We start from the raw sequence: 24,860 nt of genomic DNA on the forward strand, positions 1-24,860 counted from the left end.
CGGTGGGCGGTTTGGATTGCCGCTTGGCACCATTGCTCGGGTGCGGCGGCATTGCGGGCGCTTCTTGTATACTCCCGCTTTTGCAGCCGTCAGACGTGAACGTACAATGAGCCAGACAACTGAAACGACACCAGGCATTTCCTCCGTGGAACGCCGCCAGGGCGACCAGCCGGCAAGTGCTGCGCGCAAATTGAATCTGCTGGTGGTCGACGACAACCAGGAAGTGGGCGAATCGCTGGCCATGCTGCTCGAAGCGCTGGGCCACCACGCCGTGGTGGTGCGCAACTGGCAGATGGCCGTCGAGCAAGTCAAGCTGTGCGTGCCCGACGCCGTCTACCTCGACATCGAAATGCCCGGCATCAGCGGCATCGAAATCGGCCGCCGCCTGCACCACAATCCCGAAACGGCCAACGCCGTGCTGATCGCCGTCACCGGCCACAGCCTGCCCATGTACATGGACGACGCGCTGGCCGTGGGCTTCCGCCACTTCCTCGTCAAACCCGTGCGCCTGGAAGACCTGGCGACGACGGTGCAGTCGGTGCTGGCGGGGTAGTTCGCTGACCTACGGCCGGCTCAGCGACCACTGCTGGTTATTTGCATTGGTCAAGTTCCACTGGATGATCTGCGCGTTTTCCGCCGTGCTCAGGTTGAGTACGTCCAGGGTCAGGTTGCTGTAGCGGTTGCTGATTGTCTGGTAGCCGGCAGCGGGGCTGGCGAAACGCCATTGCTGGCCCAGTCCGCCCCAGTAGCTCCATTGCGCGATATTCGTGCCGGCTGTGGTCGAGTTGTTGTAGTCGTCCAGGCCCAGCAGGCTGTTCGCATTGATCAGGCTATAGTAGCCATCGCCGTGTCCCACCACATACCATTGCTGGTGTTTTGCCCCCGTATACGTTTGCTGCTGCACCAGCGCGCCATTCGCCGTGCCGGCGCCCGCCACGGCCAGCGCCTTGCCGCTCAGGCGCGAGCGCAGCACCGTGGGACCATCCGAGATGCCGCCGCAGCTGGCGACCGTGAAATTACGCGTCAGGCTGGGCCAGCCGCTGTCATACGTCATCTTTAAAATGTCGAGCTTGGCCGCGCCATTGTCGTTGACGTCGTAGTAGTGGATCGACGTGTAATTGCAGCCATCCTGCTTGAGCACGCCGATATGGCCCGGGCCCTTGTACTTGCCGTCGAGGTTGGGCAGCACCGTGCGCGTGCCGCTGTACGGCCCCGTCACGCTGCTGGCGCGCTGCACTTCCACGTAATACGTGCTGGCGGCGCCCTGGCAGCATTTGCCGCGGTTGACGAACAGATAGTAATACTCGCCGTCGCGCGTGATGTTGGGTGCTTCGATATCCTTGCCGCCGCCACCGAGGATGGTCGTCACGTTGCCCGTGGTCTTGCCCGTGGCCTGGTTGATTTCCGTCACGCCGATGCCGCCGAAAAACGAGCCATACGACATGTAGACCTTGCCGTCATAATCGCGGAACAGGGCCGGGTCGATGGCATTGATTTCCCCGCCGCCCCCATACGATTGCACGACGATGCCCAAGTCCGTCCAGCTCGGATTTTTCAGCGAGGCCGAGCGGGCCACGCCGATGGCCGACACGGACGTGCCGAAGGTGGAGACCGAGTAATACAGATAATAGTAGCCGTTCATGTGGATCACGTCCGGCGCCCAGTACGAGCCGCTGAAGTTGGGGATTTTATTGGCGATCCAGGCAGGCGGCGTGCTGAACACGGGCGCGGGGCCGGCTGACCATTTCAGCAAGTCCGTTGAGGTGGAATACCAGATGCCGTCGCCCGTCGTGAAATTGAAATACGTGTCGCCGTCGCGCGTGAGGGTGCCAGGATCGTGCGCGTTGGGCACGCCCGTCAGGTTGATCGCTTGCGCATGGGCGCAGAACATCAGGCACAGTGCTGCCAGGATTTGCTTCATCGTTGTCTCCGTACTGTTTTTATGGGGCGGTCCAGGCCGCACCCCAGAGTAGGGCGATGGTCAAATTTGCACTAATGAATTTTTTGCAGGAAGCGATACCGGGGCGGGTATCTGAGGAGAGATAAAACGGGCGCCGGAATAGAAAAAGCCCGGTTCGAAAACTGAACTGATACTTATTCTGTGGGGTGGCTGATGGGGCTCGAACCCACGACAACAGGAATCACAATCCTGGACTCTACCAACTGAGCTACAGCCACCACTGTCTTACTTACCTGTTTAGCTGTTTTGCTGAACAGGTGCCGAATTATACAAAGAACTCGGCAAAGTGGCAAATCTAAATGCAGTCTTTTTTAAAGAATCGAAAGATTGCATGAAAACGCCTGTTTTCCCTCATACGGACAGGTGTTCGACGGGCGGGTGCAAGTCCAGCAAACCGGCGAAGGCTTGCGCCAGGGCTTCGACCTTGGCCGTCGTGTAGCCCTGCAGTTGCGGCGCGTCGTTGCCGCTGCGGCGCAGGCTGGCAGCGTCGAGTAGGCGGGTCAGCTGGCGCGCCACGGCTTCGCCGGTGTCGACCAGGGTGACGGGTTCCGCCGTATGTGTGCGCACCGTACGTGCGATGGCGTCCTGCACGAATGGGTAGTGGGTGCAGCCGAGCACCAAGGTATCGACGCCTTGCGCCAGCAGTGGGGCGATATAGCGCTCGAGCATGGCGCTGGTGGCGTCGAGCGGGTCGCTGCCCATCGCGGACTGTTCGATGCGTTCGACCAGGCCGACGCAGGGCTGCAAGATGAACGTGGCGCCGGTCGCGTTGCTCACCTGTTCGCGCAAGGCCAGCAGCTTGTCGCCGCGCAAGGTGCGCTCGGTGGCCAGTACGCCGATCTTGCCGTTGCGGCTGATGGCGGCTGCCGGTTTCAGGCCAGGTTCGACGCCGACGATGGGCAGGTCCGGGTAGCGCGCGCGCAGCGCCTTGATGGCGGCAATCGTGGCCGTGTTGCAGGCGACGACCAGTGCTTTCGCGCCTTGCTGCAGCAGATAGCTGGCCACTGCCAGTGAGCGGTCGATCACCTGCTGTTCCGTCTTGTCGCCATACGGCGCATGGCCGGAATCGGCAAAGTAAATCAGGTCTTCCTGCGGCAGCTGTGCGCGGATATGGCGCAGCACCGACAGGCCGCCCACGCCGGAGTCGAAGATGCCGATAGGCGCGTCAGGGTGGGCATTGCTTGCAATAGAAGTCATGGGAAACCGGAGTAGATAAAAAAAACGCCGCGCTGATTGCTGCGCGGCGTTAATGGTAGAGCTTGTTTAAGCAACCGTCACGGGAATCTTGCTCACGCTATTGAGTTGCTCGATCTTCGCCTGCCATTCCTTCGGCCCCGTGTTGTGTACCGACGTGCCTTTCGCATCCACGGCCACCGTGACCGGCATGTCGACCACGTCGAATTCGTAGATCGCTTCCATGCCCATGTCGGCAAAGCCCAGCACCTTGGCGTGCTTGATGGCTTTCGACACCAGGTAGGCGGCGCCGCCCACGGCCATCAAATAGGCCGACTGGTGCTTCTGGATCGATTCGATGGCGACCGGACCACGCTCGGCCTTGCCGATCATGGCGATCAGGCCGGTTTTTTCCAGCATCATGTCGGTGAATTTGTCCATGCGCGTGGCGGTCGTCGGACCGGCCGGGCCGACGGCTTCGTCGCGCACCGGGTCGACCGGGCCGACGTAGTAGATCACGCGGTTCTTGAAGTCGACCGGCAATTCCTCGCCCTTGGCCAGCATGTCCTGGATGCGCTTGTGCGCGGCGTCGCGGCCCGTCAGCATCTTGCCGTTTAACAGCAAGGTCTGGCCCGGCGTCCACGAAGCGACTTCTTCTTTTGTGAGGGTGTTGAGGTCGACGCGCTTGGACTTTTCCGTGTCCGGCGTCCAGTGCACTTCCGGCCACGACGACAGCGATGGCGGTTCCATGTAGGCAGGGCCCGAGCCGTCCAGCACGAAGTGGCCGTGGCGCGTGGCGGCGCAGTTCGGGATCATGGCGACAGGCTTCGACGCGGCGTGCGTCGGGTGCATCATGATTTTCACGTCGAGCACGGTCGTCAAGCCGCCCAGGCCTTGCGCGCCGATGCCCAGCGAGTTGATCTTGTCGCACAGCTCGATACGCAGTTCTTCCAGCTTGTTCTGTGGGCCGCGTTGTTTCAGCTCAAACATGTCGATGTCTTCCATCAACACTTCTTTTGCCATCAGCATGGCTTTTTCGGCCGTACCGCCGATGCCGATGCCCAGCATGCCTGGCGGGCACCAGCCGGCGCCCATGGTCGGCACGGTCTTCATGACCCAGTCGACCAGCGAGTCGGACGGGTTCATCATGATCATCTTCGATTTGTTTTCCGAACCACCACCCTTGGCAGCCACTTTCACGTCGACGGTATTGCCTTCGACCAGTTCCATGTGCACGACGGCTGGCGTGTTGTCCTTGGTGTTCTTGCGGTCGAAGTGCGGGTCGGCCACGATGGAAGCGCGCAGCTTGTTGTCGTCGAAGTTGTACGCGCGGCGCACGCCTTCGTTGACGGCGTCGGTAACGGTGCCGGAGAAGCCTTCGAAGCGCACACCCATGCCGATTTTCAGGAAGACGTTGACGATACCCGTGTCCTGGCAGATAGGACGCTTGCCTTCCGCGCACATGCGCGAGTTGGTCAGGATTTGCGCGATCGCATCTTTTGCCGCCGGGCTTTGCTCGGCCGCGTAGGCGCGCGCCAGGTGCTCGATGTAATCAGCAGGGTGGTAGTAGCTAATGTACTGCAACGCTGCGGCGACGGATTCGATCAGGTCTTCTTGCTTTATGACAGTCATGGTGTTCTCGCGGTGGATAAGAAGGGTAAGACTCTTATGCTGAAAGCCCATCCGCCGCGGAGCGGCTGTTCTTAGTGTGGTGCTCTGGCTTGGTTCTGTGTCACCGTCATGATGCGGTCCGTGTAGGCAATCGCCATCGCCGACAGGATGAAGACCATGTGGATCACCGTTTGCGCGATGATCACATTCGATTCCTTGGCGTACGAGTTGGCGTTGATGAAGGTCTTCAGCAGGTGGATGGACGAGATGCCGATGATGGCCATCGCCAATTTCGTCTTCAGCACGGAAGCATTGACGTGCGACAGCCACTCCGGCTGGTCTGGGTGGTCATCGAGGTGCATGCGCGAAACGAAGGTTTCGTAGCCGCCGATAATGACCATGATCAGCAGGTTCGAAATCATCACCACATCGATCAGGCCTAATACCACCAGCATGATGGTCGCTTCGTTGAGCTTGGCGGCAGGGTGCACGCCCGGTACGGCAACGGCCGTCAGGACATGCTGCAGGGCCGCATCATTGCCGAACACGGCGCCGATCAGGTCGGACAATTCCACCCAGAAATGGAAGACATATACGCATTGTGCGAGGATCAGGCCCAGGTACAGCGGTAACTGCAGCCAGCGCGACATGAAGATGAAGGCGGACAGGGGGCGCAGCTTGGTATTTTTGGCAGACGGTGGTAGGTGGTCGATCATGTGGGGGTTCCTGGGGGAGTAAATACCAATTTTTGGCATGCCCGACATTTTACACTTGCTGTTGATTACTGCGCATGGCCTTGCTCCTGATTATTAGGTTTGATGAAACACAAAGTGGTATTGAACCTTCGGCGCACCATGCATTTTCCCAGCGAAAATACTGTACGGCGTCCCCTTGACTCCTATTGCTGAAGGCGCTTATGGTTAGCCTTGATAGGGGTAAACGCTGCATAAACGCGACATGTAAGGCGTCCGTAAGACATGGGGCCTATCGTGTTAGCAAACAATTACTACACTGGAGACAAGCATGAGCGCTACAGAGAACCAAGGGCAGGGCACACAGCAGCAGGGACCAGAAGAGTCGCGCGTATTTGAACCGTCGGCAGCGTTTGCCGCACAGGCAACGATTTCCGGCATGGACGCTTACCGCGCCATGGTAGCCGAGGCCGAACGCGACTACGAAGGCTTCTGGGCCAAGCTGGCGCGCGAGAACCTGAGCTGGAAAAAGCCGTTCACCCGCACCCTGAACGAAGACAACGCCCCATTCTACAAATGGTTCGAAGACGGCCAGCTGAACGTGTCGTACAACTGTCTGGACCGCAACATCGAAAATGGCTTGGGCGACAAGACGGCCATCATCTTCGAAGCGGATGACGGCACCGTCACCAAGGCAACGTATAAAGAGCTGCACGAAAAAGTCTGCAAGTTCGCCAACGGCCTGAAATCCAAGGGCATCGCCAAGGGCGACCGCGTCATCATTTATATGTCGATGTCCGTCGAAGGCGTGGCCGCCATGCAAGCGTGCGCGCGCATCGGCGCCACCCACTCCGTCGTGTTCGGCGGCTTTTCGGCCAAGTCCTTGCAGGAACGCATCATCGACGCGGGCGCTGTGGCCGTCATCACGGGCGACGAGCAATTACGCGGCGGCAAAAAGCTGCCATTGAAATCCATCGTCGACGAAGCGCTGGCGCTGGGCGGTTGCGACTCCGTGAAAAACGTCATCGTCTATAAACGCACGGGCAGCGACCTGCCGATGGTGGCCGGCCGCGACACGTGGCTGCACGACTTGGTCGAAGGCCAGAGCGCGCAATGCGAACCGGAATGGGTCGATGCCGAGCATCCATTGTTTATCTTGTACACTTCCGGTTCGACGGGCACGCCGAAGGGCGTGCAGCACTCGAGCGGCGGCTACCTGCTGTGGGCCGCGCTGACGATGAAGTGGAGTTTCGACATCAAGCCTGACGATGTGTTCTGGTGCACGGCCGACATCGGCTGGGTGACGGGCCACAGCTACATCGCGTATGGCCCGATGGCCGTGGGCGCCACGCAAGTGGTGTTCGAAGGCATCCCGACTTACCCGAACGCGGGCCGTTTCTGGGAAACCATCAAGAAGCACAACGTCAGCATTTTCTACACAGCCCCCACGGCCATCCGTTCGCTGATCAAGGCGGCCGACGTGGACCCGAAAGTCCATCCAGGCAACTACGACCTGACGAGCTTGCGCCTGCTGGGCACGGTCGGCGAGCCGATCAATCCGGAAGCGTGGATGTGGTACTACAAAAACATCGGCGGCGAGAAATGCCCGATCGTCGATACTTTCTGGCAAACGGAAACGGGCGGCCACATGATCACCCCATTGCCTGGCGCGACGCCGATGGTGCCCGGTTCCTGCACCCTGCCATTGCCGGGCATCATGGCCGCCATCGTCGACGAAGCGGGCCAGGACGTGCCGAACGGCCAGGGCGGTATTTTGGTGGTGAAACGCCCATGGCCATCGATGATCCGCACGATCTGGAACAACCCGGATCGTTTCAAGTCCAGCTACTTCCCGGAAGAGCTGGGCGGCAAGATGTACCTGGCAGGCGACGGCGCCATCCGCAACAAGGACACCGGCTACTTCACGATCACAGGCCGCATCGATGACGTCTTGAACGTGTCGGGCCACCGCATGGGCACGATGGAAATCGAATCGGCCTTGGTCGCCAACCCGCTGGTGGCCGAGGCCGCCGTGGTGGGCCGTCCGGACGACACGACAGGCGAATCGATCTGCGCCTTCGTGGTGCTGAAGCAAGCACGTCCGACAGGCGAGGAAGCGAAGAAGCTGGCCCTGGAGCTGCGCAACTGGGTCGGCAAGGAAATTGGCCCGATCGCGAAACCGAAGGAAATCCGTTTCGGCGACAACCTGCCCAAAACCCGCTCCGGCAAAATCATGCGCCGCCTCCTGCGCGTGCTGGCCAAGGGCGAGACGATTACGCAGGATGTGTCGACCCTGGAGAATCCGGCGATTCTGGATCAGTTGAAGGAAGCGTCCTGATGTTGCTTGGGTAGCCAAAACCCAAACCAACATCCGGGGTCGGACCCGCCGGGTTCGACCCCAGCCTTTACTAGGTTACTGTAGAAGCGCAACTTTTACCCCACGGTAAATAACTTTGGCAGTCCGTAGATTCTTTGCTATAATCTGCGGCTTCGCGACAAGCGAGAAATAGTACGCAATGTAAGTAAGACACATTGCCTGCAGGAGAGGTGGATGAGTGGTTGAAGTCGCACGCCTGGAAAGCGTGTATAGGTTCATAGCCTATCGGGGGTTCGAATCCCCCTCTCTCCGCCAAAGATACAAATTGGCCAGTTCAAGGAAGTCCAAGAACGTCCACAAAAAACCGTTTTAGCCCGTGCTAAAGCGGTTTTTTTGTATTCTGGCGTCCAGCACTGTCCAGCTGCAGCCAGCAAAAATCGGAGCTAGATACAGATCAGCTTACCCCAAGTCTGGCAACCAAGCCCTCATTCACCGGTCTAAAGTGATTTCTGACGCATATGCTGAGGAGACCAGCCATGGCCAAGATTATCCCTCCCCTGACCGAGTTCCAGGTTAAAAATGCCAAGCCCAGGCAAAAGTCATACAAGCTGTTCGATGGCGGCGGCCTGTACGTTGAAGTGATGCCCAGCGGTTCGCGGATCTGGCGCATGAAATTCCGTCAATCGAACGGCAAGGAGAATACGCTGACCTTCGGGCCTTATCCGGAAATTTCGATCATGGTGGCGCGTGAAAAGCGCACGGAAGCGCGCCGCTTGCAGTTGCAGGGAATCGACCCCGGCAAGTACCGCGACGACGCCAGGCGGCTCGCCGCCGAAAAAGCATCCAATTCCTTCGAGAAAATCGCCCGCGAGTGGTACGCGAATAAGGTGCCAACATGGAGCGAGCGCACTGCCAAGAACATGCTGCAGCGCCTGGAAGCCGATATTTTTCCAAGCATCGGCGACAGGCCGATCACGGAAATCCGGCACCGCGAACTGATTGCCACGCTGCGCAAGATCGAGGCGCGCGGCGCCACCGAGATCGCACATCGCCTGAAGGCCGTCTGCTCGCAGATATTCAGCTACGCCATCCAGTGCGGTCTGGCTGACCGCAACCTGGTGGTGGACATGAAGGACGTCCTGAAGACCAAGCGCGTTTCGCACTTCGCCGCCATCGATGCCGATGAATTGCCCGCCTTCCTGGACACGCTGGCGCGCAACGAGGCGCGCATGTTCGAGCCGACGCGCATCGCGCTGCGCCTGATGCTGCTGGTCTTCGTGCGCACCAGCGAACTGATAGAGACGCCATGGAGCGAAGTCGATCTGGAGAAGGGAGAGTGGATCATTCCCTGGCAGCGCATGAAGCGTGGCAAGCTGACCGTCAATCCCGACATGACCAATCACCACGTCTGCCTTTCGCGCCAAGCGCTGGCCTTGTTGCACCAGCTGCACACCATCACGGGCCGCAGCACGTATCTGTTTCCAAACCAGCGCGACCACGACAAGCCGCTGAGCAACAACACGTTGCTGGTGGCGCTGGCCCGCATGGGCTACAAGGGCCGCATGACGGGCCACGGCTTCCGGGCGCTGGCCATGAGCACCATCAAGGAGCGCCTGGGCTACCGCCATGAAGTGGTGGACCGCCAACTGGCGCACGCGCCCAAGGACAAGGTGGCCAGCGCCTACGACCGCGCCCAGTTCCTGTCGGAGCGCCGCAAGATGATGCAGGAGTGGGCCGACTATCTGGAAGCCGTGGAACGCGGTGATACGCCGCAGCCAGGCCATCATGGATCGCTGGAACTGGTGTGGCCAGCGCCGCATCGTTAAGGAGACAGTCATGCCAAGACGAATTGAACCTCTGACAGAGCAGCAGCTGTTACAGGCAGAGCCTGGGGACAAACCATTCAGGTTATTCGACGGCTACGGCCTGTATGTTGAAGTCATGCCGACTGGCTCGAAGGTCTGGCGCATGAAATTTCGCCAGAAGGACGGCAAGGAAAATGCCCTGACATTCGGCCACTACCCGGAAGTATCGCCAACGCTTGCTCGATGCCGCCGCGCAGTCGCCCGCCAGATGCTGCATGATGGGCTGGACCCGCGTACAGAGTTCGACGCGGCCCACATGCGTCCACCGAAGCCCGTCAGGCGGCATTGCCTGCTTCCAGTTGCCATGGACGATAGAAAGGTGGAGCGCTGCGTAAGCCAGGTTGGAAGGCAAGCGCTGGAGCGGTTGCACGGCCTTGTATTCCCGGCGCTGAGCCGCGTCGTGGCCGACGAAGGCGTGCGAAGCGACATGCAGATCATGCTGGAGGAAATCCAGAAGGAGCGCGGCACAGAGGTGATTGATTTGCTGTACGACTACTGTGCCGACATCATCTTTGGCTGCCTTGGATTGGGCATTGATGAAGATGATTTGATCGAGGCCATGAGGGATGCCAGGGTGGCGCAGCGGCGGAGGTGAGTCTATCTATGCCGCAGGTATCCCGGTACTTTCCCGGCTTCATTCGGTTCTGGTCCCTTTGTTAGCGAATGGCTTGGCGCTTGATGAAGTGTCGATTATTGAGGATGCTGTGTTTGCAGGCCTGCTGGCCTCGATACACGCTTGCATCCAACATAGCACCTCGCTCCTGAGCCATGCAGAGGAGCGTCCTTGAAGCTTGACAGGGGGAGGGAAGGTGCCTTCCTTGATGCCCGCATAAACGCTGCTGCGCGACTTGCCGCAGGTCGCCAGCACTTCGCCCAGGCGGATGAAGCGCTCTTCGCCCATGCGAGGTTCAACGCGGCGCTCTTTCAGGTATTCGGCTGTCGCTGCTTTCATGGCGTCCCCCTTCGTGAACCAAAAATGCCAGCGGCAGCACCGGGGCGAATGGCATATGTGGCAGGCCTTGCCCTGCCACCGATTCGTCCTTCGTCGAGACCCGCTCGCAATCATTATTCCGAAAACATGGGTCCAGTATCGAATGCCGTAATCGCTGGTGCAACAAGAATCGGCCTGCCATGCCACTTGGATCAAGCCTGCCGCGCACTTTGTGTGAGATCAAGGCTGGACACAGGAGCGGGTTCGTGGAAGCTTTAGCAGCTAAAAATTGGGCAATCGACAGCGAATTCCTCATGCCATAGATGCATTGGCGCGGCCCCGATTTCATTGATCCTGTTGGTGTATCGCCGCCACAAGTGCATACGACTGCTGGCATCTCACGCCGTCAATACCTGCCAGCAATCGTTTTGACCGCCTCCAGGGGGAGCTCTTTCTGTCCACGCGGAAAGGCGCAGCCATCAGAGGAGAAGCGCGCTATTGCCGTGTAGTACTCGTACAGCAGACTATGAAAATTTGTTGCTGACATTGATCAAGGGCAGCACAGATGTATGTCAAATGTTCCCACTTGGACGCTGCCTATTGCCGCTGATCAACCGTGCTACTTTCGGCATACATTCCTGCTAAATCTGCTCTCGTACCTGCAAAAAAATGGTTCGACCGAGGTATTACCCGGTGATTAAAGGGTTTCAGTCGCTGCACAGGGCGGAACTACCGTGCTAGTTTCGGCATACATTCCTGCTAAATTTGCTTTCGTACCTGTAAAAAAATGGTTTGGTCGAAGTTGTGTCCGACGATTTTTGTGGTTTAGTCGCTGTGCGAAGCGGGGCAGGATAGGTGAAGTTAGCTAACCTGCGGTTAGCTAACTTCACATCCCTTATTCGCGCCTGCGGCACTCAACGGTATCCTGCTCTGCGAGGCCCGGCGGCCGAGGGCGCGAACAGCATGCGGCCCTGGTAACTTGCCAGGGCAAGCTGGTCGGAGGCCAGACGGGGCACAAGGTAACGATGCTGAAACGCGTCGCGCAGCCGACAAAGAGCGGCTTCCAACCGTCGCCGCAGCAATGCGAGCGATGCCACGGTATTTTCGGAGGTGATTGAGGCGGGTGGTGTGTTGAGCACGTGCGTTCACGAGCTGGTGCATAAGTATGACCTGCGGCGATCCTAGTGTATGAAGGATAGCAGTCTTTCGGAAAGCCGTAGAGGACTTGTTGAGCCGGGGAACTCTCGGTTACAGTGGCGGGAATCTATTAAAACCAGAGGGGAAAAGGTGATCGAATACGTTCATATCGATGGCCATCGTGCCAAACTCGCAAATCAGAAGTTTCCCCGCTATTTCAGTGTCGACTCTATTGCTGTCTTGATTGGCGCAAACGGCTCGGGTAAGACACGATTGCTGATCAACGTCGCTGAGGCACTTACTGCAGGCACCCAGATTGGTGGCCAGGGCCATTGGCGAGGCTGGGATCAGCATGGCCAACCGACAGGGGACGACACAAGGAATCCGCCACCCGGTCAAGGGGTGGTCTATTACACGCCGCTACCCTATCGGCGCGCGATCTCGCCACACCGGCACTTTTTTGACGCGTCCGGGTTTGGCGGTCACTTGTCTCGCTCCCGCTCATATCGGCAGTATCGATTCGTTACTGAGAGGCTTGAAGTCGAAGCACGTCTTATGGCGCGGATGTCGTACCGAAATGACGTGTTTCAACGGCTGATCGTTCCGAGGATGCTTGAGCCCGACTGTCAGCTGATTGATCCAGTGATGGACGCTCGCCGTCTGGAGCTGGTAAAAGGTCAAACGTTGTCGTTGGGCGATATCAGCTACACGGCTGATCTTGGCTCTTTTGCCAATTCCATCGAATCGTGGATTCTCCACCTTCTGGAAAACTCAGAGCACGAGCCTGTGGTGCTACTGGCTACCCTTGAGCATTCGGCGAAGACCTTGAAACAGCGACCTCACGCGATCCGCGCTTTCCTGGAATTTATCGGGATAGCAACTTTCAATCCAATCCGGGACCAGGATAGCTCCCAGGCATTTCAGAAGCTTGAAGGTTTCAGAAAACTCGTTTCGACGACAGCGAGTTTTTATAGAGCTTCCCTTTCGAAAGGCCTCAATCCGATCGCCAGCAGAGAACAGATTGGATACGAAATGGAGCTGGACTACGAGGGGGCGCCGCGCCGGCTTGGCTCAAGTGTCGGAGCGTTTGAAATAGGATGGGAAAACCTGAGCTCCGGATTATTGTCGCTTGTAGAGCAATTCACGAGGCTGGAACTGGGACTCGAGCGACTGCGGAAGCGCGGCTTGACATCCGTACTAGTGTTGATCGACGAAGGGGACGCATATCTTCACATGGATTGGCAGCGACAGTATGTACTCCATTTGAATGCATTCCTGGAGCGTATCAAACGTGATCTCCGCTACGATTCTCTTCAGGTCTTGCTAGCAACGCACTCACCCATTATTTCAGGTGACTTTCCGTCTCCGATGGTGCAGCTCCTGGGGCAGGATCGCCATCATGAGTTCAAGACCTTTGGCAGCTCTCTTGATGCGCTTGTACTCGACACCTTTGGTACGGCTTCTATTGGCGAGTTTGCCGCGCGCAAAATCAAGGAGCTACGTAAGAATTTTGTCGAAGGGAAGCTCGAGCCGAGCGACTATGCATTAATTGACGAAATTGGGGACGAAGGGCTGCGCAGAGCCATCCTGTCATCGATGGAGGGCGAATGATCATCGATATCCATGACGTATGGCACGCGGCCTCTGTTAAGCATGAGCAATACGTTCGTGCAAAGATGGAGGCCGCCTGGAAAAAACTTTACCGGGTTGGCCCGCCTACGCCTCTTCTCGCTCAGGTGTACGCATTCATCCGCAAACATGAAATCGAGATCGTATGCGCTTCGACACGAAGCTATATCGCAAGTGCCCGCGATTACGATTCCCAGTTTCCGCCCGGATCAGTGGAGCGAACGACGGCGGAACTCATCTTGAACAAAGTCTTCAATTACGACATGTTCAGGGATGCCAGGATAGGCTGGAGAGCTTACGAATTATGTGCGAGCAGCCCGTATAGGGTTTGTCCTTATTGCCATCTCGTCCCTACCGATACGAAAAAAAAGGACGCCGATAACAAGGGCTATCGGCCACAACTGGATCACTTCATTACAAAAGCGGACTATCCGTTTCTTGCGCTGTCGCTCGGCAACCTAGTGCCAAGCTGCGGAGATTGCAACGGCCCGGCCATGAAGCACGAAGTGCGCGTTCTGACGAACGCGCACTTGTTTCCTTTGGCTGATACAGCTGTGCTGACGTTCAAACTGCGGCCTAGGGAGGGGAAGCCATGGTCACCGTTGCTAAAGGCGCTTCGGTTACCTCTTGATGAGTATGAAATTCTCATCGATACCCCTTCAGGTAACGTAGCCGCTCAAAACTCGCTTCAGACATTCCAGCTGACCGATCGCTATCAAAATTATTTGCATGAAGCGTATCGCGTCGCGAAGATGGACAAGAACCCCGCCTGGCTGCGAACGATCGCAACGAAGCTGGGGTTTCATCTATCGTTGGAAGATCAACTAGGTTTCCCCATCGAGGACAAGGGAATGAGGTTTAAAAATATTCCCCAAGGAAAAATGCGGTTGGATGTGTATGTCGACAGCCGCAAGTGGTGATGCCGCACGGGGACGCCTGATCATGAAACGCCAACGTCAAAAAAAGGGGGGGGGCTATGGGGATATTCTTGGTGGCCCTGGGCGGAATCGAACCATCGGCACAAGGATTTTTAACCCTAGGCTCGACGCAATGAAACTGGTTGCTGAATTCGATTGGTAGTGGCCAACTAGCTAAAAGCCACCATTATCGATAGTCAGTTGGTAGCTTAAAATCGTTCAAATAATGTCTTGGCCGACGTTGCCATTATGATTTGTGGGTGATAAGAGCCATTATGCGGTTAAAGGTCACGCAATTTTGCCGTCTGCGAGACCAGTGCGTCCATCATTCTTTTTTGACGTATATCGTAGCTTTCCCGTTGGGGGATCATGCCAATTTTGTCTAGTTTCAATTCTGCTTTTTGTTCCGGGTATTGTTGCGCAATCGACCTACGCAAACTGTCGAACAAGGTCATATCGTAGTCTTCGTAGAACCGCTGTTCATTAATGAATGTAGAATCGTGAAGGAATACATCGCGTTTTTCGGTGGGCATCTCAACCAACACCGACGGAGTCATGTACCAGTCATTACTACATGACATGATTGACTCTACAAGGTTGAGGGCTGCAATATCGGAGGAGAAGCCCTGCATTAATCTATCCAGTAGCCACTGTTTGCTCTCTTTCGGAGCGATGCCCATAACCAATGTGGACTGCTCATATGGAATGACAGTGAAAAAGAAATCAAGGGCCATGTCACCACCTTCGACGATGGAGAGAACAGTGTTCAAGGCTGCCGGAATCCTGAAGCCCAAGCGTCGGAAGACAATATGGTGGCTAAGCTGTTCTGTGGAAACAACGCTGAAACCATCCAACGGTACTTCGTCGATGATTTCCAGCTTTGCTAGTAGTTGTTCTGGCAGCTGCATCACCTGATTCGCGCGTCGACTCACGGATTCCACCACTTTCGCGTATTCGGTCATAAAAAAAGTCTTACCTTGCTCTTCTTGCAGCCAAGGATATTCTTCGACATGGGCTTCGATAATGCTTGTGATATCCATTTCGTTTAGACTTGCATGTTTCAGTTCCGCGATCCTGGATTCGGTGGAACAAACCGATATGACTGACCTGTATGCTTGCAGTAGTAGGCTTCTCGCGTTAGAAATTTCCTCGATATCTAGAATCGAGAACAATGAGTCGTGTGTTTCGCAAAAGCCATTGAAGGCCGTAGCGTCGTTGACACCAATACTGCCGAACTGCAATGTCTTGATGTCATTTTCTCTACGTGAAACAATTGTCTGCAGGTGCCCTTTTTCGACAAGAGGTGCTAGCGAAATCGACTTGGAGATCGCGTGCGAGAAAATGCTTTTATCAGCGCAACAGGGATAGAGGCAACGCCACTTCCGGTTTCGATTAAGAATTTTTTTCAATGCCACTTCATGGTGATTATCGCTATTGAGAATTTTTTTTAGTGCATCGTTATCCATCTTGATAATCCTAATAATTTTTCATTGCAGATATGAAGGTTGTTGCTGTCGGCCTTTTCTATCTAGAACTTCCAACATGGCGCTGCTCAGAAGTCATATATAACAATCTTGTAGAATTTTGCTTTACGTGTACCAGAAGAAGGGGGAATAATCAATCGTGAGTATCTTCCGGAGTAAGTGGGCACGAGACCATGACGACTGACCACGTTCTCCGGAATACGGAATATTCACTCATGAAAGAGGCAGCATTCTGGCTGGATCGTTCGACGTGGCCTACTTATACCTCGAAAGGCTTATTTCCCCGCGATACCTGCTTGTCCAATCTGCTATTTATTAATTCAAATAACGTCTCGAATTGGATTAGACTTTGATCCGACAATATTTTCTCCGGCTCTGAGGCCATCTTCTTAAGAAATAAGCGCGTTGGTCTGGTTTTGTGAAATGCGATGCCTAGATCGCTTAATCCTGTTTCAATTCGCCTCGCAATCCGTGGGATGTTCGCGTTGAGACTTAAAGTCCTGCCCTTCAACTCAGCGCTGTAGCTCTCTGTCACTAAGGATTCGTAGATTGCTGGGTCTAGAAGATCCTCAATATCGGCCTCATTTGGAGTTGGAGTAAATGCTTCTGACACGAAGACGACGTTTTGCTCGCGAATGAGCCTCGACTTCAGCAACTCAGCCTTGGTAGCTTTGGAGTCTCGCTCGGTGTCGAGTAGAACCAAAACATTTAGTGACTCGGATGTCAGCAGCGCGACCATGTATGAGACCTTCTGAGCTCCTCCAGCTGGCGTCATTGTAAGTGTTGGATTAAGCGATGTCCTATTCGTTTCAATCATGTAGGCGCTGACTGCGCTCATAATCCAGAAGTCTGTGACCCCCTCTACAATCAGATTGTTGGGGCCAATAAAAAGGCTCTGAGCAAGATCGTAACCAAGCGCAGCTTGAAGTGGGAAAAGTGTCTTGGCATCGCCCGTTGGGTCATTTGTGACGGTGGTGCCAGCGCCTTCTGCAATATTAACGGTACGCACCGAATCGAGCGCATGTGTTGGCACCATGAATGGCGAGTGCGTGGAATAGAGAATCTGATTGGAGAAGTCAACATCAAAGTGGCGTAGCAGGTCGGATTGGGACTTTGCATGTAAATATAGGCCTGGTTCATCGAGTAGGATCACCGCGTTCTCCGCGTGGCCTCCATCAGTATCTGCAGAAAATGCTATGTAGAACGCAAAAAACCATTGGAAGCCACGACTTCTTTCGTTGAGGTTAATTTCAACGTCATAAGTGCTCGTTGGATCAGAGATGATTGTATCCAGATGGTGGGCATCGAGGTTGAATCGAATCTTGAGGGCGCGATCCTTCCATAGGCGTTTAATTTCAGCCGTCACTACAGCACTGGCACGATTGACGAGTTGATTGCGAGTCTCGTGATCATTCTGCCCAAGTAGTGTCTGAAGCCCTTCTGGATCAAGTCCTGCGACTTTACATAGCTTCTCAAAGTTTTTGTCCGAGTCATTTAATTGACTCTGCGACTTCCGTTGTATGTAGGCCGCAATGTCCTGGTGGCCCGCAAGATCCGGATACTCGTCGATATAGATAAATTTTGGAATAGTGGTAACCGCCCAGCTTCGAGCTTTCTGCTGAGCGTCTTTGTCTCCCGTAATGTTTTCGGCCAGTTCTTCGATTTCTGAGAGCAGCTCTTCCTGTTTATCGGTTAATTCAGCATCAGCGCCAGCCAGGGTCGTTCGTAGAGATTTGAACGCAGGTTCAGCTACGGTCGCCCAAGTCTCGCGCGTTTTTGTGATAGAGGTTGCAGTTTCAAAGACATCGGCTGCGGTATCCAGCGTGGTGGGATCCTCTTGTTTTTGGGCTACAGCTCGAACTGCTGCCGCCACTTTCTTGACCTTGTTCTTGATGTCGGCTTCATCGAAAGGTATGCTCTTTAATTCTGGGAATCCTACTGTTCTTATACCACCGTAGGTTCGTCCGATGGTTAGCTGTGCCACTGAGGTGGCACGTGGAAGCAACTCCAGTAAAGCGTATTTATCGTCATCGTTTAGTTCCCAAGTGGTAGACAACACTGGTGTGTTGTCTATGCATTCCTCTAGGCGCCTGTGCCGTGGAAAGTCTTTTATGGGATTCAGAGCCCGGAATCCTTCAATGGGGTTAAGGCTGTGCAATGCCCGTAGGAGGTTCGATTTTCCACTTTCGTTTCGGCCTAATAGGGCAGTTATGCGAGCAGCGGAAATTTCACCGCTATCATTGATCGAGCGATAGTTCCGTACTCTGAATGAAAGTAATCTCATCGGTCCTCCATCGTTAATATTCAGCAATGGTACCCGATTGTCGGGCGTCGATATTACCAAATGTTTGAAGGCGATAGTACCTTCATCAATTTTTCGGATCTTTGACGACTATAGGCCGGGACTGCGCCGTATTAGCAAAGATCCATTGCAAGAATACGTACTACAACGTGTGTCCGGCTCTTGATGCCAGCGGCCAGTGCTATATGGCCGGAATGGGAGGAGACGTATGCAATTGTGCGGGATGGAAATGCACTTGCATACGGCATGGTCCGCCATCATCCTATTGCAGCTAGTCTGTAGAAAGTGCGCATACTCTACGGCGCGTTCTTCGCGCCAAACTACGAACTTGTCAGGGGTAAGCCGGAGAACGGTTCGATTCCGGACCGTGTCTGAACAGATGCCCCGGCTTTTGGCCAAAAGCTCACTGTTTCGGCGATTTGTCCCTGAGGCCTAGGGCGGAATCGAACCACCGACACAAGGATTTTCAAGCCGGGACTTGTTGTTGCACCAAAATCGTTGATCCCCCTGCGCCAAGACGCCGCTAGCGCAGAAAGTAGATTGCGACAGGAATTGCCATCACCCATATGGCCAGTAGAGCGGTGCGCATATTGAGGCGTGAGCGCAGGCTGGCGATTGATTGCTCAGCCTGCGAACCAGCTTGAGTAGATGCGGTTCTAAGCTGTTCCAGCTCCTCTTGCTGTGCCGAGATGTGCTGCTGAAGGGCCTTGATTTCTTGCTGCCGCGATTGCGAAGACTGTTCCAAGTATTTCAGCAAGTTGGCAAAGGTGGTTTGTTGGGCATGCTGATCCTGGAGCCGTAGCTTCAATTCCTGGGTTTCTGCTAGAGTCCGAGAGTCCGCCTGAACCAGCCCTTTGCCGAGCGCTTCGAGTTCGAGCTGCTGTGCAAGGGACTGTTTCTGAAGGCTCGACAGATCTGCTTGCTGCCGCTCGGATTCTTGCTGTAATGTGCCGACCGTTTCGGCAAGAGTATGGTAAAGGTCTACCTGCTCTTTGACAGCCTGCCCTAGATCATCGGTCTGATCCAGCAAGAGGCTGATTTTGGTATCGTGCCCGCCGAGCGTTCTCCCCATCTGATCTTGCTTTCGGAGCAAATCCTCCTGCTCCTTCAATTGCTTGATGACGGATAGTACTTCAGTGCGTGCCAGCTCGGACAACTCCTCCTCAGAAGCGCTGCGCAGGCGCATTTCCAGTTCCCGCACCACGGTGCGGTTGGCGGCGATGTTGCTTACCCCCAAGGTAAAGAGATATTTGGTGACATCGGCAAGCCGTTTTTGCATTTCAAAAGACAGCTTCTGAGCCTTGGTGCCCGATGTGACTGCGTCAGCCAGTGCAATACCCGCCTGCTGAAGCCCCTCAATGGCGGCTTTTTTCTTGTCGGTAAAAAAACCTCGGTCTGCTGATTGCTCGCGTGCTTTTTTCGCACTGGTTTCGGCGAGTTCCGCATCGGCGAGCGCTTTTTTCACTCCCTCATCCAGTTCATTGAGTTTCCCGATCTGGGCCTGAATGAGTTCAGGCAGCCTGTTGTCGTCGCGCTGTATTTCCGGATAAGCAGTCATATTAATTAGCCCCATTTAAGGAGCTGGTGAATGTCGTCAATAAGTCCAGGGTTGTTGGCTTCAATGCCGGTTCGCATCGTCCCGATCCGCTGCAGGGACGAGCGATTCTCTTTCCATGCACGTGCAAAGATGTCCATGGACTGGGACATGATTTGTTCGGCCTCCCGCAGGCAGGTTTCGGTGTGCGTAGCGGTTTGCCACATGTCGGCCTGCAGATAGGCGACCTTGGCATTGGCCCAGTGCAGTTGCTGGCTCAGCACCGCGATGCGCTCATCACGTGCCCGGCTCCTTTGTGCGCCCATCGATACGTCGGAGTACACCGCGACCGTAAAGCGGCCAATCCCCACGAAGTTCACGCGCAGTAGCAGCTGTGCGCCAAATTGTCCCCAGTTGCCGCCAGATTTCAGTGCGGCGCGAATGGCCGCATCAGCAAGGTCCACGGCCGTAAAGGTACCGGTGGCGATAGTGAGCATCCGCGCGATGGTGCGATTTTTCCAAGGCAGCGTCTTTTTCCATTCGATGTCCTGGAACGATTTTTTGGCTTTTACCTCCGTCACCAGGCGGCTAATGAAATAAAAGGCACGTACCAGCACTTCGTTGATCAACACAGGCACTGCCTGGCGTTTTACTTCGTGCAAGACAGCCAATTCAGCGCGCAGATCGAATCGCTCGTTTACAAAAATCTCCTTGAGTTTTTTTGGCAGGCCCGTCTTGTCCAAGCTTGGAATGGTTGAGAGCTCCTTGAGCAAAGACACGATAGGTCCGGGGATGCCCATGCCTGCGCCGGCCGTCTTGTTGCTGCCAGACATATCGCTGACAAGGTGAAAAAACCAGTTGACTGTGCCGCAAAAGATCTTCGAGGGAATGTCAGAGCCGATCAGTTTCAACCCATTTTCATCAATGTCGATGGGCAGGAAGGTGCCCTCACTATTTTGGAAATATCCTGTCTTGGTAAACTGTGTCAGGATAGAAAAGAACAGGCCGATTGGCGTCGGATGGTGCGCCAAGTCATCAAGGTGATGGCTTCTGGCCGAGATTTTTGCGTTTTGGTTTTTCCAGATGTTGTCGGTTGGGAGCGGAAACTTCTTTTCCAAGAATTCGATGGCGCCATCCAGGCGTTCGCCTTTGTAGCCTTGCGCCTTGGCACTCTTCATGACGAAGTCGTTAACCGCATGATTACTCCAGGCTTTGCCACGCTCGAAGCTGAATTCGCCTACCCAAAACACATCTATCAGTCCCGCCAGCAAGCCGCTTCCAACGGCCACCCAGTTATCAATGTGGTCTGCATGGTTGGTCAGGCGGTCAATCTGCTGGTCCAGCTCATCGATCCGATCTTGTGTGGACTGCATCTCACGTTGAACGTGGTTCAAGCCAGCGAGAATGTCGTCGGATGCTGATCGCCCAGAAGACGGCGCGGTCGCGCAGAAATCGAATACGACCTCAATGCTGTCATCAACGACCTTGAAGGCGGGAAGACCCAGTCGGAGTTCGTTCGATTCGTGAAGCATGCGGCACCTGTGTTGTTGAGCGTAGGCTTTTCGTTTGCGCTACCGCCCGCGATGCCGTTCTACCTGGAAATACAATTGTATTGCATCAACATCCGGAGCAGAGAATATACTTTTGCAGCCACCAAACTTTTGCAGCCACCAAACGTTCGGATGGCCTGCGTCTGTGTGCGTATTCCGCTGAAACTGGACAGCTGCTAAAGGCCAAGCTGGACACTTGGGACGTGGCGGCGCGGGGGAATGGTGTGGTTTTACACCTGAGGGGATTGTCAAATTGGTCAACGCAGAACAAATGGATGCATGGGCATCTCGGTCATTTGTGGGCAGCACGATGACGAGGCGCTGGATACTCCGGACGATTGGATGATTCTGGCGGTTTCGCGGAGGGGAATGTGGTGGGACGCTGGTCGGAAATAGACCGGACGCAAGGACTTTCTACTCTACAAACAAAAACGCCAACCGGTGATGGTTGGCGTTTCGTGAGGCATATTCTTGGTGGCCCGGAGCGGAATCGAACCACCGACACAAGGATTTTCAATCCTTAGCTCGAATGGATATTTTTTGTTGCATTAATCCATGGTGCAGGTAGGCAACTTTTCGGTAAGGGCATCGTTGGGGGTATTCTTTAATCTAGCATCCGTCAAATTTAGCTATCCATGCGCGTTTTCAGGCATGATTGGAATCCCCCTCTCGAAAAACATAAAGCTACCCTCGGGTAGCTTTTTTTTCATCTGTACGTGGAGAGAAGCACTTCGTTCCGCTGGCGCAGGGCGATGCTCTGCGAATTCTCTGCTTCACCTTGCGCGCTCTACGCGGGAGATTCGAAGGATCAGGCCTACCGGCCCTTTCCGAATCGACCAACTGCTACCGCTGCGCGGCAGCCCCGCGCGCCTGTGGCGCGCGTTCGTGGTTCTAATCAGCTTTATGAATGAGCATGCTTTTACGGCGCCTAGCGCAACAGTTCGTGTCCAAATGGTGGACCTTATCCCGCGTCTATGCCGGCACACAGCTTTATGATTTCATACTAAAGCGTCCAACTTCTGCCACTGTAATCCGCGAAGCTGCCCTAACCAGCCAAAACCGCCGAAACAATCGAGCGGCGAAGCACGGTCTTCCCGGCATCGATGCCACGCTGTGAAAACGCCGGCGGCAACGCGACTTCATCCGCAGCAGTGTTGCCTGGCGAAGCCGTTTCCTTTACCAGCATGTTGGCGCTATTCTCGACCTCGAAGTACTCGTCCCAATGCACTGGAACTTGATGGGAGCGGCCATCTCCGCCTCTCACCGAGACGTAGTGGGTTCGCGCGATGCTGCGGAAGCCGCTCGCCGTTACCTGCACTTTCTGCGATCCGTCGGCCTCCTGTTGCATGGATGTCTTCAGGATACTTCGCGTGACGCACTCGGGATGCCTGAACATTGCCTCGCCGTGGTAATTGGCAATCGCTTCATGCTCCCAGAAACAGGGTTTGTGCGAATACGTGTCTTTATAGATGTCCGAGTGCGGTCGATGCTGTTGGTACAAGGGGATGGCAAGCAGCGGGGCGATCCCGAAGTAGAATGACTTGAAGAAATCGTTGTGATAGGCGTTGAAAAACATGCGCGCCTGGGCGAGTTCGTAGGCAAGAAATTTCTCCGGGGCGCCGCTGATATCGGTAGCACGCATGTGTCCCGATTCCAGGACGTTGATCATGCGGGTTTTTTCGAATACGAAGGTGTCGCCAAAACCTGTTTGACTATCCTTGAGCAGCTTGAGCATTTCCTGTTGCGCCAATGGCGTGAACAACAGCCGGAACTGGACTTCATGGTTGCGGTCCGTGGCATCGAACAAGGCGTCGAATTCGCGGTTGGCCATCACCGTAAAAGTATGCCCCTCGTCGACATCGCGGGACTTTTCTTCCAGCTTCTTGATGGCGCGATTCTTCCGCCATTTGTCGAGGAAGCCGTCCTCCAGGCGGGAGAGTTTTGACGGGTGGCGGCTGAACACGAGATCCGGCGCCGCTTCGTTGCCGTAAACGATAAACGTCTGGTTTTCGTACTCGGGCATGGGACGCTCGATCGATGCCCGCAGAGTTTCGTGGCGGGTTCTGGTTTCCGATTTGCCTTGCGAATTGCGGTACTGTTCCGTCCAGCTGATAGCCAGCGAGCCATGGTATGTCTTGCTGCCCATCGAGTGTGACAAGGTGCGTGCAAGAATGAACGGGTTGCCGTTCAGTACGCCGCTGTGCGAGAACTCGATCGAGTGGTTCTCACCAAGATTGCCATACCAGCCAAAGCTGTTGCGCAGCTCTTCCATGCGGCCGTTGCTGAAATACGGGTCGAATGCGATGCGAGGCACTGTTTGTTGCATCAGCTTCGCCACGATATCCCAGTCGTACAGGTGGTTCAGCGGCACCATCTGGCCCCAGGCCACGGCACGCTTTTCGTCGCAGGCATCCTGCAGCCGCTTTAACTGCGCGTCGGAATCGTTGATGATGCGGTTGAGCGTATGAATCGCAGCGGCAAGCGCAATCGCCGGGACCATGAGCCATGGCCATGCGTGATAGGCGTAGATATAGAGTGCCGCCAGTAACGCGGCCACGATGCTGGCGCCGCGCAGGATACGCCACCATTTGTTGCTGGAACCGGCGCCAGCGGCCTGCTTTTCGAGCACGCGTAGTTCCTGCACCGTCGTGATGTTGGCGTTCTCGTCCACGCCGGATTGGCGCACGAGGTCTTCGAAAAAGTCCGACGTATTGCTGGCGTGAGCATTTTTGAAGTGGAAAGAATACTGCTCCAATGGTTCATGGACGTCGTTGATCAAAAGAAGACGCTCCGGGCGGCAGCCTTGGTTTCGGCGGAGGCAGTGAAAGGAATGCGCGTGGTATAACCTTGTCGCGCCGCGACGATCTGCTTGGTCGGCCAGGCAAAGACGTCCTGGTTCCACATGCCGACGGTATCGTTATACAGCGTGCGCGCGGCGGTCACTTCCTTTTGCAGATAACTGTTCTGGCGCATGGCATCGGCGATGACGGCTTGTGCCTTCAGATCGGGATAGGCTTCGCACGCCAGGCTGATGCGGGAAAAAATCCCGTCGATTTTCTGGGATGCCTGATTGCGTTCGGCATCGGGGTTTTGTCCACTCCGGTAAGCCGCTACCGACTTCATCACGTCCTTGTCGAGGTCGATCGCTTTTGCGACCAGGCCAACCACGTTGTTCAGGACGACGACGCGCTGTTCCAGGTAATTGTCGATCTGTGAAGCATCGGCCTGGATTTTCTGCTGCAGCTTGCGCAGATACGCCAGGGCGGAGATCTTCATGAACAGGAAGACCAGGCCTGGCAGTGCCCCCAGCACCAGGAGTGCCAAGCTGTACGTTTGCGGCAACGCACCGGTCAGCAGCGCCAAGCCTCCAATCAGCGGAAGGACGGTCCACAGGGCGATTTCAAATATGAGCGACCCGGTGCCGACTTGGACGGAAATCTGCTTGCTGATGACGTTGATGTCGCGCCCCTGCTCATTTATCGGGCCAGTTACTTCGTCCAAATCATTTGCCATGCTTGAAAATCCTTTGTATTGAGTGTTTCTTATTGAGCGACTCTCGCTCGGTTGCAAAATATTTCGCTTTAGCTTTTTAAGTGCGGGAGCGAAATGTCGGTGTATTGTGTATATTTCCCAAAATCAATTTTTTTTGTCATCATATCTTGAAGGATGAGGCCCTATCAAGGGCGGTCAAGCCGATATTTCACATAAAGTTTCGGGGAAAATCCTCGATACTTTCCGGTGCGACCAATTTTCAGCCA

General features: G+C 55.3%; 17 protein-coding genes and 2 tRNA genes. 7 read left to right on the forward strand and 12 right to left on the reverse strand.

Annotated features, from left to right (window positions below; all coding sequences use genetic code 11):
- The first annotated feature begins 106 nt into the window (after positions 1–106).
- Positions 107–553 (forward strand): response regulator, encoded by a 447-nt coding sequence (locus AC4BCN_RS07030; RefSeq protein WP_081368151.1) that lies wholly within the window; start codon positions 107–109, stop codon positions 551–553.
- 9 nt (positions 554–562) lie between these two features.
- Here AC4BCN_RS07030 and AC4BCN_RS07035 read toward each other — a convergent pair whose 3' ends face one another.
- From AC4BCN_RS07035 to AC4BCN_RS07055, 5 genes are all read right to left on the reverse strand, one after another.
- Complete coding sequence (locus tag AC4BCN_RS07035) at positions 563–1,921, reverse strand: family 43 glycosylhydrolase (RefSeq protein WP_490492875.1); 1,359 nt, start codon at positions 1,919–1,921, stop codon at positions 563–565.
- A 181-nt stretch (positions 1,922–2,102) separates the two neighbouring features.
- Positions 2,103–2,178: transfer RNA gene (locus tag AC4BCN_RS07040), tRNA-His, on the reverse strand.
- 133 nt (positions 2,179–2,311) lie between these two features.
- Positions 2,312–3,157 (reverse strand): glutamate racemase, encoded by an 846-nt coding sequence (murI, locus tag AC4BCN_RS07045; protein ID WP_490492876.1) that lies wholly within the window; start codon positions 3,155–3,157, stop codon positions 2,312–2,314.
- A gap of 66 nt (positions 3,158–3,223) precedes the next feature.
- Entirely contained in the window at positions 3,224–4,765 is a 1,542-nt protein-coding gene (locus AC4BCN_RS07050; RefSeq protein WP_034784516.1) for a fumarate hydratase, read from the reverse strand.
- Between the two features lie 71 nt (positions 4,766–4,836).
- A complete protein-coding gene (locus tag AC4BCN_RS07055; RefSeq protein ID WP_490492877.1) occupies positions 4,837–5,460 on the reverse strand; it encodes a YqhA family protein in 624 nt (207 codons plus the stop codon).
- A gap of 307 nt (positions 5,461–5,767) precedes the next feature.
- On the opposite strand from AC4BCN_RS07055, the gene acs reads away from it, so the two are divergent.
- The 4 genes from acs to AC4BCN_RS07075 all read left to right on the forward strand — a co-directional run bounded on the left by acs (position 5,768) and on the right by AC4BCN_RS07075 (position 10,213).
- Positions 5,768–7,774 (forward strand): acetate--CoA ligase, encoded by a 2,007-nt coding sequence (acs, locus tag AC4BCN_RS07060; protein ID WP_490492878.1) that lies wholly within the window; start codon positions 5,768–5,770, stop codon positions 7,772–7,774.
- Positions 7,775–7,977: 203 nt separating this feature from the next.
- Positions 7,978–8,068 (forward strand) — tRNA-Ser (locus AC4BCN_RS07065).
- Between the two features lie 221 nt (positions 8,069–8,289).
- Complete coding sequence (locus AC4BCN_RS07070; RefSeq protein WP_338680954.1) at positions 8,290–9,579, forward strand: tyrosine-type recombinase/integrase; 1,290 nt, start codon at positions 8,290–8,292, stop codon at positions 9,577–9,579.
- Between the two features lie 10 nt (positions 9,580–9,589).
- Complete coding sequence (locus AC4BCN_RS07075; RefSeq protein ID WP_338680955.1) at positions 9,590–10,213, forward strand: Arm DNA-binding domain-containing protein; 624 nt, start codon at positions 9,590–9,592, stop codon at positions 10,211–10,213.
- 39 nt (positions 10,214–10,252) lie between these two features.
- On the opposite strand, the gene AC4BCN_RS07080 is transcribed toward AC4BCN_RS07075, so the two are convergent.
- Positions 10,253–10,570, reverse strand: a complete 318-nt coding sequence (locus AC4BCN_RS07080) for a helix-turn-helix transcriptional regulator (protein WP_338680956.1) — start codon at positions 10,568–10,570, stop codon at positions 10,253–10,255.
- A gap of 1,266 nt (positions 10,571–11,836) precedes the next feature.
- Here AC4BCN_RS07080 and AC4BCN_RS07085 point away from each other — a divergent pair.
- Positions 11,837–13,297: an AAA family ATPase gene (locus AC4BCN_RS07085; RefSeq protein WP_338680957.1), complete on the forward strand. Its 1,461-nt coding sequence runs from the start codon at positions 11,837–11,839 to the stop codon at positions 13,295–13,297.
- Positions 13,294–14,235 (forward strand): hypothetical protein, encoded by a 942-nt coding sequence (locus AC4BCN_RS07090; RefSeq protein ID WP_338680958.1) that lies wholly within the window; start codon positions 13,294–13,296, stop codon positions 14,233–14,235. The genes AC4BCN_RS07085 and AC4BCN_RS07090 overlap by 4 nt, the downstream gene beginning before the upstream one ends.
- Positions 14,236–14,513: 278 nt before the next feature.
- Here the strand turns inward: AC4BCN_RS07090 and AC4BCN_RS07095 are convergent, their stop codons facing one another.
- The 6 genes from AC4BCN_RS07095 to AC4BCN_RS07120 all read right to left on the reverse strand — a co-directional run bounded on the left by AC4BCN_RS07095 (position 14,514) and on the right by AC4BCN_RS07120 (position 24,615).
- Positions 14,514–15,698 (reverse strand): hypothetical protein, encoded by a 1,185-nt coding sequence (locus AC4BCN_RS07095; RefSeq protein ID WP_338680959.1) that lies wholly within the window; start codon positions 15,696–15,698, stop codon positions 14,514–14,516.
- Between the two features lie 277 nt (positions 15,699–15,975).
- Positions 15,976–17,772 carry an ATP-dependent nuclease gene (locus tag AC4BCN_RS07100; protein WP_338680960.1) on the reverse strand — a complete coding sequence of 599 codons (1,797 nt, stop codon included), beginning with the start codon at positions 17,770–17,772 and terminating at the stop codon, positions 15,976–15,978.
- A gap of 769 nt (positions 17,773–18,541) precedes the next feature.
- Positions 18,542–19,576, reverse strand: coding sequence for a coiled-coil domain-containing protein (locus tag AC4BCN_RS07105; RefSeq protein WP_338680961.1), 1,035 nt, complete (start codon positions 19,574–19,576; stop codon positions 18,542–18,544).
- 5 nt (positions 19,577–19,581) lie between these two features.
- A complete protein-coding gene (locus AC4BCN_RS07110; RefSeq protein ID WP_338680962.1) occupies positions 19,582–21,084 on the reverse strand; it encodes a hypothetical protein in 1,503 nt (500 codons plus the stop codon).
- Positions 21,085–22,147: 1,063 nt separating this feature from the next.
- Positions 22,148–23,881 carry an MAG1210 family protein gene (locus AC4BCN_RS07115; RefSeq protein ID WP_338680963.1) on the reverse strand — a complete coding sequence of 578 codons (1,734 nt, stop codon included), beginning with the start codon at positions 23,879–23,881 and terminating at the stop codon, positions 22,148–22,150.
- Complete coding sequence (locus AC4BCN_RS07120; protein WP_046685382.1) at positions 23,878–24,615, reverse strand: LemA family protein; 738 nt, start codon at positions 24,613–24,615, stop codon at positions 23,878–23,880. The genes AC4BCN_RS07115 and AC4BCN_RS07120 overlap by 4 nt, the downstream gene beginning before the upstream one ends.
- Positions 24,616–24,860: the final 245 nt, after the last annotated feature.

The sequence above is a fragment of the Janthinobacterium sp. Bl 1 genome, from assembly GCF_058215535.1.